Raw genomic sequence first — 8997 nt, 5'->3', positions numbered from 1 at the left:
GCGCAAGGGGATGGGCGGGGGGAAGACCTGGAGTTCGTACGCGTCGCGGAACGAGGCGATGAGGCGGCGGGGCGCGGTGAGGACGTGGTCCGAGCGCGACACCGCCAGCGGCGCGATGAGGAAGTAGGGCACCCGCACGGCGATGCGGCGCGGGGGCAGGCCGCGCTGGGCCAGGGCCAGGTCCACCGCGCCCACTCCGTCGCCTTTGGGGCTGATGAGGATGTGGGACAGCTTCAGGTAGGTGTCCACGTCCAGCGTGCGGCGCACGGTGGGGTGGTCCTTGCGCACCACGCAGACGAAGTCCTCGGTGAGGAGCTTCTGCTGGCGCAGGCCCGGCCCGGACGGCACGGGCGCGACGATGATGGCCAGGTCCACCTCGCCCGTCTCCAACTGGCCGGCGAAGGTGTTGCTGTCCACGTGCAACACGGACAGGTCCACGCCGGGAGCCTCGCGGCCCAGGAGCTCCAGCGCGCCCGGCAGCAGCACCGACCCGAAGAAGTCGCGCGTGGCCACGGTGAAGCGGCGGGTCGCGGTGGCGGGATCGAACGCGGGCTCGTCGCGCAGGGCACGGCGCAGCTCCGCCAGTCCCCGTTTGAGCGGCGCGGCCAGCTGCTGCGCGCGAGGTGTCAGCACCATGCCGCCCCGGCCGCGGATGAGCAGCGCGTCGCCCAGCAACTCCCGCAGCTGCGCGAGCGCATGGCTCATCGCGGACTGGGTGAGGCCCACGCGCGCGGCGGCGCGGGTGACGTGCGCCTCCTTCAGGAGCGCGTCCAGCGTCACCATCAGGTTGAGGTTGATGCCGGAGAGGTCGACCTCCACGGGGGAGGGCGCTGGGGTTTCATGAGCGCGGCGCATGGGCGCATGCATAGCATGCAGTGGCCTCATGAATGGCGCGAGAGCACTGTTGCGCCATCTCGCTGTCGCTGGAGGCACCCCATGTCCATCGTCATCAACACCCCGAATGGCAACATCGGCCGTCCCCTCGTGGAGAAGCTGCTGAAGGCGGGCCGGAAGGTCACGATCATCTCCCGCACGCCGGAGAAGGTGGCGGACCTGGTGAAGCAGGGCGCGAAGGTGGTGCAGGGCTCCATCGAGGAGCAGGCCACGCTGGACGCGGCGCTCGTTGGCGCGGAGGCGCTGTTCTGGTTGTCGCCGCCCGCCATCCGCCCGGACTTCCAGGACTGGGCGAAGGCCAACGGCAAGATGGCCGCGGAGCGCGTGAAGGCGCACGGCGTGAAGCGCGTGGTGATCCTCTCCAGCGTCGGCGCGCAGAGCGGTCCGGGCACGGGGCCGGTGTCCGTGCTGAAGCCCATTGAAGAGGCCTTCCAGGCGGCGGCCCCCAACGTCGTCAGCCTGCGCGCGGGTTTCTTCATGGAGAACCTGCTTCGCGACGTGCAGGGCCTGGCGAAGGCCGGCGCGCTCTTCAGCGCGAGCCCGGAGACGAAGGCCTTCCCCATGGTCGCCACCGCGGACATCGCGGCCAAGGCCGCCGAGGTGCTCCTGGACCCGTCGTGGACGGGCCACCGCTATGTGGGCGTCCACGGGCCCAAGGACCTCACCTATCCGGAGGTCGCCAGCATCCTCACCCAGGTGCTGGGCCAGCCCGTGAAGTACGTGCGGGTGGGCCTGGAGGACCTGCGCAACGGCATGACGGGCGCGGGCATGCCCGCTTTCGCGGCGGACACCTTCGTGGAGATGTACGGCGCCATTCAGGACGGACGCATGGACCCGGCCGAGCCCCGCTCGAAGGAGACCACCACGCCCACCACGCTGGCGGAGTTCGCCAGCACCGTGCTCAAGCCGGTGGTGGAGCAGGCTCGCGCGTCGTGACGGCGTCCGCCCGTTCGCTCGCATAAGGAACAGGATGGGGAAACGACCGCTGCCCCGTTCCCTTCCTCACAACTGGTGCACGATGGGGGCCTGCCGGAGATTGCTCCGGTACGGCCACCCACCGAATACGAGCGCACCATGGACGAGCAACGCCCCGCCACGCCCCCGGCCCGGACGGACCCTTCCATCGACCTGCTCCACCAGCGGACCCGTCAGCCGCTGGAGGTCATCTTCTCCCCCCGCAGCGTCGCGGTGGTGGGGGCGAGCGAGCGCCCCGGCAGCGTGGGCCGCACCGTCCTCTGGAACCTCATCAGCAGCCCGTTCGGCGGCACCGTCTACCCGGTGAACCCGCAGCGCCCCAACGTGCTCGGCATCAAGGCGTGGCCTTCGTTGCGCGCCCTGCCGGAGCCCGTGGACCTGGCCGTCATCGTCACCCCCGCGAAGTCCGTGCCGGCCATCATCCGCGAGTGCGCGGAGGTCGGCGTCAAGGGCGCCATCATCATCTCCGCGGGCTTCAAGGAGACGGGCCCGGAGGGCGCGAAGCTGGAGCAGGAGGTGCTTCAAATCGCGCAGGCCGCGAACCTGCGCATCATCGGCCCCAACTGCCTGGGCGTGATGCGCCCCACGAGCGGCTTCAACGCCACCTTCGCCAAGGGCATGGCCCGCCCCGGCAACGTGGCCTTCATCAGCCAGTCCGGCGCGCTGCTCACCTCCATCCTCGACTGGAGCCTGCGCGAGGCCGTGGGCTTCAGCGCCTTCGTCTCCGTGGGCTCCATGCTGGACGTGGGCTGGGGAGACCTCATCGACTTCCTCGCGGATGATCCGATGACGCGCTCCATCCTGCTGTACATGGAGTCCATCGGCGACGCGCGCGCCTTCCTGTCCGCCGCGCGCGAGGTGGCCCTCACCAAGCCCATCATCGTCATCAAGGCCGGCCGCACCGCGCAGGCCGCGCAGGCCGCCGCGTCCCACACCGGCACGCTCGCCGGCAGCGACGAAGTCCTCTCCGCCGCCTTCCGCCGCGCGGGCGTGCTGCGCGTGGACTCCATCGAGGACCTGTTCCACATGGCGGAGGTGCTGGCCCGCCAGCCCCGGCCCTCCGGCCGCAGGCTCACGCTGCTCACCAACGCGGGCGGCCCCGCGGTGCTCGCCACGGACGCGCTCGTGTCCGGCGGTGGCGAGCTGGCCGTGCTGTCCGACGACACCAAGAAGCAGCTGGACGGCTTCCTGCCGCCGCCCTGGAGCCACGCCAACCCGGTGGACATCCTGGGAGACGCGGACGCGGAGCGCTACGCGAAGGCGCTGGAGACCACCGGCGCGGACCCCAACAGCGACGGCCTGCTCGTCATCCTCACCCCACAGGACATGACGGAGCCCACCAAGACGGCGGACCGCCTCAAGGGCTATGCGAAGCTGCCCGGCAAGCCCGTGCTCGCCAGCTGGATGGGCGGTTCGGAAGTCGCCGCCGGCGAGCGCATCCTCAACGACGCGGGCATCCCGACCTTCGGCTACCCGGACACCGCGGCCCGCGTCTTCAACTACATGTGGCGCTACTCGGACAACATCGCCGGGCTCTATGAGACGCCCACGCTGGCGGAGGAGCCCACCGGCGGAGCCCGCGACGTGGCGCGCGCCCTGGTGGACGAAGCCCGCGCCTCCGGCCGCACCCTCCTGTCCGAATACGAATCCAAGCGCCTGCTGGCCGCCTACGGCATCCCCACCGTGGAGACGTGGCTCGCCACGTCCGAGGACGAGGCGGTGGAGAAGGCCCGCGCGCTGGGCTTCCCCGTGGTGCTCAAGCTGAACTCGCTCACGGTGACGCACAAGACGGACGTGGGCGGCGTGCGGTTGGACCTGCGCGACGAGGCGCAGGTGCGGGAGGCCTGGCGCGCCATCCGAGACGCGCTCGTGGAGCGGGGCCTCCAGGACGCGTTCCAGGGCGTCACCGTGCAGCCCATGGCGAAGCTGGACGGCTACGAGCTGATTCTGGGCAGCAGCCTGGACGCGCAGTTCGGGCCGGTGCTGCTCTTCGGCGCGGGCGGCACGCTGGTGGAGGTGATGCAGGACCGCGCCCTGGGCCTGCCGCCCCTCACCACCACGCTGGCGCGACGCATGATGGAGCGCACGCGCATCCACCACGCGCTCAAGGGCGTGCGCGGCCGGGCCCCCGTGGACATGGGCGCGCTGGAGCGGCTGATGGTGCGCTTCAGCCAGCTGGTGGTGGAGCAGCCGCTCATCCGCGAGCTGGACATCAACCCGCTGCTCGTCTCCGGAGAGCGCATCATCGCGCTGGATGCGCGCGTGGTGCTGCACCCGCCGGAGGTCCCGGCCGCGGCGCTGCCGAAGCTCGCCATCGAACCGTACCCGTACCAGTACGCGAAGCTGCTCACGCTGAAGAACGGCGAGCAGTTGCTGGTGCGTCCCATCCGCCCGGAGGACGAGCCCGCCATGGGCCGCTTCCACCAGGCGCTCTCCGAGCAGACCGTGTTCATGCGCTACGCGGGCCTGATGAAGCTCAGCCAGCGCGTGGCCCATGAGCGCCTGGCGCGCATCTGCTTCAACGACTACGCGCGCGAAATGGCGCTCGTCGCCGAGCGGCCGTCGCCGGACGGGAAGGGCGGGGGAGAGATTCTGGCGGTGGGCCGGCTCACGCGCCTGCGCGGCACGAAGGACGCGGAGTTCGCCATCACCGTCAGCGACCCCGCCCAGCGGCTGGGCCTGGGCACGGAGCTGCTGCGGCGGCTGGTGGATATTGGGAAGGACTGGGGCCTGCGCCGCATCGTCGCGGACATCCTCACGCGCAACCGCGGCATGCAGGCCGTCAGCAAGAAGCTGGGGTTCACCCTCGTGGAACACGAGGAGTTGGCCCCGGACATGGTGAAGGCCGTGAAGGTGCTCAACGGCTGACCGTGCCCGGGGCTCCCCGGTGCTACGGAACTACACGTCGTCGCAGGGCGTGCCCAGCCGCGCGCCCGTGTAGACGCCCAGCTCGTTGTAGATGAAGGGCAGGTTCTCACCCACCGGCACCGCGCGCAGCTTCTGGCGCTTGCTCTTCACCACCCAGAACGACGGCTCCTCGCGGTCCACCACGAGGCGCAGGTCGCCGCCCTGCGTGGAGAAGATTTCTCCCTGCGAGTCGGTGACGACGTTGAGCATCTTCTGCTGCTTCACCTGGCCGCGCTGGCCCGTGAAGATGCGGAAGCTCTTGTTGTCCGCGCCGATGCCGCGCTCGACCAGGTAGTACACACCCTTGTCGTCGCGCAGCAGCGCGTACGGCTGGAACTTCACCGGGCTGGGCTGGTACGTGGCCTTGCGCAAGAGCTCCTTGGCCTCTTCCGCCGGCACCGGCTGCTGCGGCAGGTTCTTCTCCCCGCAGCGCAGCGCGCACGTCTTGAAGTCCTCGCTCAGCTTCACGTCGGAGACGACGCGGTAGTCCGTGCCGCGGAAGTTGTCGTTGGCCTTGGGGTTGAAGAAGCGGGGCTCGAAGAAGGCGCCGTCCGTGGAGGACGGGTAGCCCACCGGCACCACCTGCGTGAACGTCTTGCCGTCCCCGTAGAACAGGTCGCCCTCGTGCTCGGGCGTCTGGGGGATGAGGACCGTGTAGTGGCCCTTGCCGTCCGCGCAGACCTTGGCGGACTCCAGCACCATGCGGTCGCGCAGCTTCTGCTCCTGCTTCCAGGGCGGATCCAGCGCGAGCGCGGCTTGCGGGGCCAGGACGAGCCCCAGGGCGATGACCATGTGTCGAAGCGTCATTGTCGGTGGGCTTTCGTTCTAGAGGTTGTCGGTGAAGAAGGTGGTGGTCTCGTCCGACTGGACCGTCCGATCCGCGGTCACGGACCAGATGACCTTCTGGGCTTCCATCTTCAGCGCGGCCTTGGCGTCGTCCAAGCGGCACTCCACCGCCTGGAGCTTCTGCTGGACGGCGCGCTTGGCCTCGTCGGAGCGCTCGCACAGCTTCTGGAGCGACTCCATCGGGCCCACGCAGTAGCTGCCAAAGGACATCTTGTTGATCTGCGCGTCCGTGATGGAGTCCCAGGCCACGGTGGACGTCAGCTTCGAGCCGCACGCCTTGTTCGTCGCCGCAATGGCCTCGGACAGCTGCGTCTCCGCCTGGTTCGTCCAGAACTTGCGGTCGAACGCGAGCAGCGCCTGGTACTTCTTGTCGCCTTCCAGGTCCTCGTAGCGCTCGAAGACCTTCTCCACCTTCAGCGCGCCCGTCTTGGCCGTGTCCGGCTTCAGGTGCGAGTAGCCCGTGTGGTTCACGCCGCTGAAGACCAGGTCCTCGTAGCCGCCCCGATCATGCACGGTGACGAAGCGCTGCTTGTTGCCGCGCCACATCGTCCAGTACTCCACGGCGCGCCGCTGCTGCGTGTCCACCCCCGCGACCAGCACCTGGCCGTCCAGCTCGCTCTTGGTGCCTTCGAAAGCGACCAGCGCCTTCTTCGCGTCACCGGGCTCCAGCGCGATGAGGGTGATCTTCTCGCCGGCCTCGTTGGAATACACCTTGCCGGTGGTGGGCTTCGTACCCGCCACCTCGCTGTCGGGCCGCACGCCCCGGGAACACCCCAGGGACAGCGCCACGACCCCCACTGCCAGTAGCACTCTCACGACAACTCCTTGGATTGCGGGCGCGCCCCCGCTCTGGAGTTTCCGCGCGCCCGGACGACCCTAAAGGTCGATATCGTACTGCGAACAGTATTGTCGGACCCTTGGACGTTCCGTTGCCGGTACGCGGGTCCAATTTGCCCGCGAGTTCGCCAGGTCGTGTTGCTGGCAGTACACGCGGGTGAGCAGCGAGAACGACAGGCCGGTGATCTTCGTGCGCTGGCTGCGCCGGATGTGACGCAGCGCTTCTTCCGTGTTCGAAGCGTCCAGCGCCTTCTGCGCCGCCGCCAGGTCCTCGCGGACGCTGTCCGGCATGGACTCGGGGGTGCCGCGAGCCTTCGGCTTTACGTTCACCGTGGGCTGCGTGGAGTTCTCCGGTTCCGTCGGCTGCGTCGGCTGGGGCTCCGGATCCACGGGCTTGTTCACGTCCTCCGGTGGCGCCACGACCACGGCGGGCGGCGTGACGGGCTCCGTGGGCTGGGGCCGCGGCTGGACCGGGGGCGACGGGGGATTCACCACCCCGACGGCGGGCGCAGTCACGCCCGGGCGCTTCCAGAAGAAGGCAACGGCGAACGCGATGATGACCGCCATCCCCACGGCCACGGCCACCGGCCACTTCGGGCGGGCGGGGGCCAGCGGCTGGGCGGCCAGGGACTCCGTCCGAGGACCGGCGGAAGGGGCAGGGGACGACGTGTCGTGGCCGGCGTGGGGACGCATGCCCACCGTGGGGATGTGCTCCTCGCGGTCCGGCGGACGCGGCACCGACGGCGGGGCCGTGGGATTGGCGGGACGCGAGCGCTGCTCCGGCTTCACTTCCGCGAGCGTCTGGAGCGGGCTGCCCGTCAGGTCCAGGATGAACGAGCCCACGTCCGGGTAGCGGTCGTCTGGCTTCTTCGCCATCGCGCGGGAGATGGCCGTCACCACGTGCGGCGGCGTCTCGGGCGCAAGCGACAGGAGCGGCGGGGGCTCCAGGTGGACGATCTGGTAGATGAGCTCCGCGACGTTGTCGCCCGAGTAGGGCGGCCGGCCCGCGATCATCTCGTAGACGATGCAGCCGAACGCGAAGAGGTCCGTGCGCGCGTCCACGTTGCTGTTGTGGCCCATGGCCTGCTCGGGGGCCATGTACTGCGGCGTCCCCATCAGCACGGAGTCCAGCGTCATCAGCGTGCGCGAGTCCACGAGCTTGGAGATGCCGAAGTCGAGCAGCTTCACGCGCTCGCCCACGACGCCGCCCGCTTCCGTGGGCACGAGGAACACGTTGCCCGGCTTCAGGTCGCGGTGCACCACACCCGCGCGGTGCGCCGCCTGCAACGCCGCGCCCATCTGCCGCGTGATGGAGAAGACCTCCTCCAGCGGCAGCTTCTTCTGCTTGCGAAGCCGGCGCGACAGGCCTTCCCCGCGCAGGTACTCCATCACCATGAAGGGCGTGCCGTCCTCCAGGGTGTCGAAGTCCAGCACCTCCACGATGTTCGGGTGCCCCAGCCGGGAGGCAATCTCCGCCTCGCGCCGGAAGCGCAGCGCCACCTCTGCCGACACCTCCTCCGCGCCGTGCAGTACCTTGATGGCGACCTGCTTGCCCGGCAGGCGCAGGTGGCGCGCGAGGAACACCGCACCCATGCCTCCCTTGCCCAGCACGGTGCCAATCTCATACGTGGAGCGCAGGACCCGTCCTGTCGTCAACGGCTCGCTCTGCGTGGAGGTCGGTTCGGTTGGCTTTTGCATCGGCGGTCCAAATTCCTACTAAACCGGTCCGACACGATTGGAAAGCACCTGGGTCGAATCCTCCCCCATGGGTCGTGTGAGCAGGCTCGGGCTCTCAGGTTCTGAGAGCCCGAGCTGCATTTTTATCCAGAGACGGAAAGCGCTCCTACTAAGGCGTGACGGGTGGGAGCACCAGGTTCGACTGGATGTCCGCGGCGGTGTTGATGTGCTGCTGCACGCCCTGCCGCTCGGTGAGCGCCTCCTGCGCCAGGGCCGGGTTGGTGATCTGGGTCGACAGCAGGCTGTCGGAGAGGAAGCCGACTTGCGTGTGCACGCCGAGCTGCGCGCTGATCAGCGCCTGGTCGAGCGCGGCGCCCGCGGCCGGTGCGTTCGGACCGGCGAGGATCTGCATGATCTGCTGGACCTGTGTCTGCAATTGGAGGCTCAGCGCGGAGTCCTCGGGCGTGATGCCTTCGGCCGCGAGCACCGCGTCCAGCCGTTGTTTCACGGCGGTGTGCTCCGTCACCATCTGGTTGTTGAAGTCGATCACGGCCTGCTCGGTGGCGAGCGGCGCGGCGTACTGGCCCAGCATCACCTCGCCCTCGTTGGCCACCTGCAGGACGCGGGCGATCTGCGCGTCGGTGAGCGTCAGCAACACGCCCGCGTCGGTGCCCGCGTCCGGGTACTGCTGCTGCGGTGCGTCCTGCGGTGTCGGATCCTTGTTCGCCTCGCTCCCGCACCCGTAGCCCAGCGCCAGCGCGCCCGCCAGCAGTGTCCCCATCCAGAATTTCGCTGTCCGCATGTCCAACCCCCTCATGAATGTCGCGGGGGCAGGATGGGGAGGCCCACCGCCCATGGCCA

The 8997-nt window shown here is 69.5% G+C and carries 7 protein-coding genes; 2 read left to right on the top strand and 5 right to left on the bottom strand.

Features of this window, described 5'->3' with window-relative positions; all coding sequences use genetic code 11:
• A partial coding sequence (locus D7V77_RS22855; RefSeq protein WP_233597169.1) for a LysR family transcriptional regulator occupies nt 1-855 on the bottom strand: 855 nt, incomplete at its 3' end.
• Nucleotides 856-936: 81 nt separating this feature from the next.
• Between D7V77_RS22855 and D7V77_RS22850 the strand changes: the two genes are divergently transcribed.
• Both D7V77_RS22850 and D7V77_RS22845 read left to right on the top strand, forming a co-directional pair.
• Entirely contained in the window at nt 937-1830 is an 894-nt protein-coding gene (locus D7V77_RS22850) for an NmrA family NAD(P)-binding protein (protein ID WP_120578411.1), read from the top strand.
• Between the two features lie 138 nt (nt 1831-1968).
• Entirely contained in the window at nt 1969-4737 is a 2769-nt protein-coding gene (locus D7V77_RS22845) for a bifunctional acetate--CoA ligase family protein/GNAT family N-acetyltransferase (protein ID WP_120578410.1), read from the top strand.
• Between the two features lie 30 nt (nt 4738-4767).
• On the opposite strand, the gene D7V77_RS22840 is transcribed toward D7V77_RS22845, so the two are convergent.
• The 4 genes from D7V77_RS22840 to D7V77_RS22825 form a co-directional block, all read right to left on the bottom strand.
• A complete protein-coding gene (locus tag D7V77_RS22840) occupies nt 4768-5583 on the bottom strand; it encodes a hypothetical protein (protein ID WP_233597168.1) in 816 nt (271 codons plus the stop codon).
• Between the two features lie 18 nt (nt 5584-5601).
• On the bottom strand, nt 5602-6438 hold the full coding sequence (locus tag D7V77_RS22835; RefSeq protein ID WP_147452129.1) for a hypothetical protein: 837 nt from the start codon (nt 6436-6438) through the stop codon (nt 5602-5604).
• Nucleotides 6439-6498: 60 nt separating this feature from the next.
• Entirely contained in the window at nt 6499-8157 is a 1659-nt protein-coding gene (locus D7V77_RS45765; protein WP_120578407.1) for a serine/threonine-protein kinase, read from the bottom strand.
• A gap of 148 nt (nt 8158-8305) precedes the next feature.
• Nucleotides 8306-8938 carry a DUF4142 domain-containing protein gene (locus D7V77_RS22825; protein ID WP_120578406.1) on the bottom strand — a complete coding sequence of 211 codons (633 nt, stop codon included), beginning with the start codon at nt 8936-8938 and terminating at the stop codon, nt 8306-8308.
• Nucleotides 8939-8997 lie beyond the last annotated feature (59 nt).

The organism is Corallococcus sp. CA041A (genome assembly GCF_003612075.1).
Lineage (GTDB): Bacteria > Myxococcota > Myxococcia > Myxococcales > Myxococcaceae > Corallococcus > Corallococcus exiguus.
Note: the sequence above shows the minus strand (reverse complement) of the source record. Positions and strands in the feature narration are given on the sequence as shown.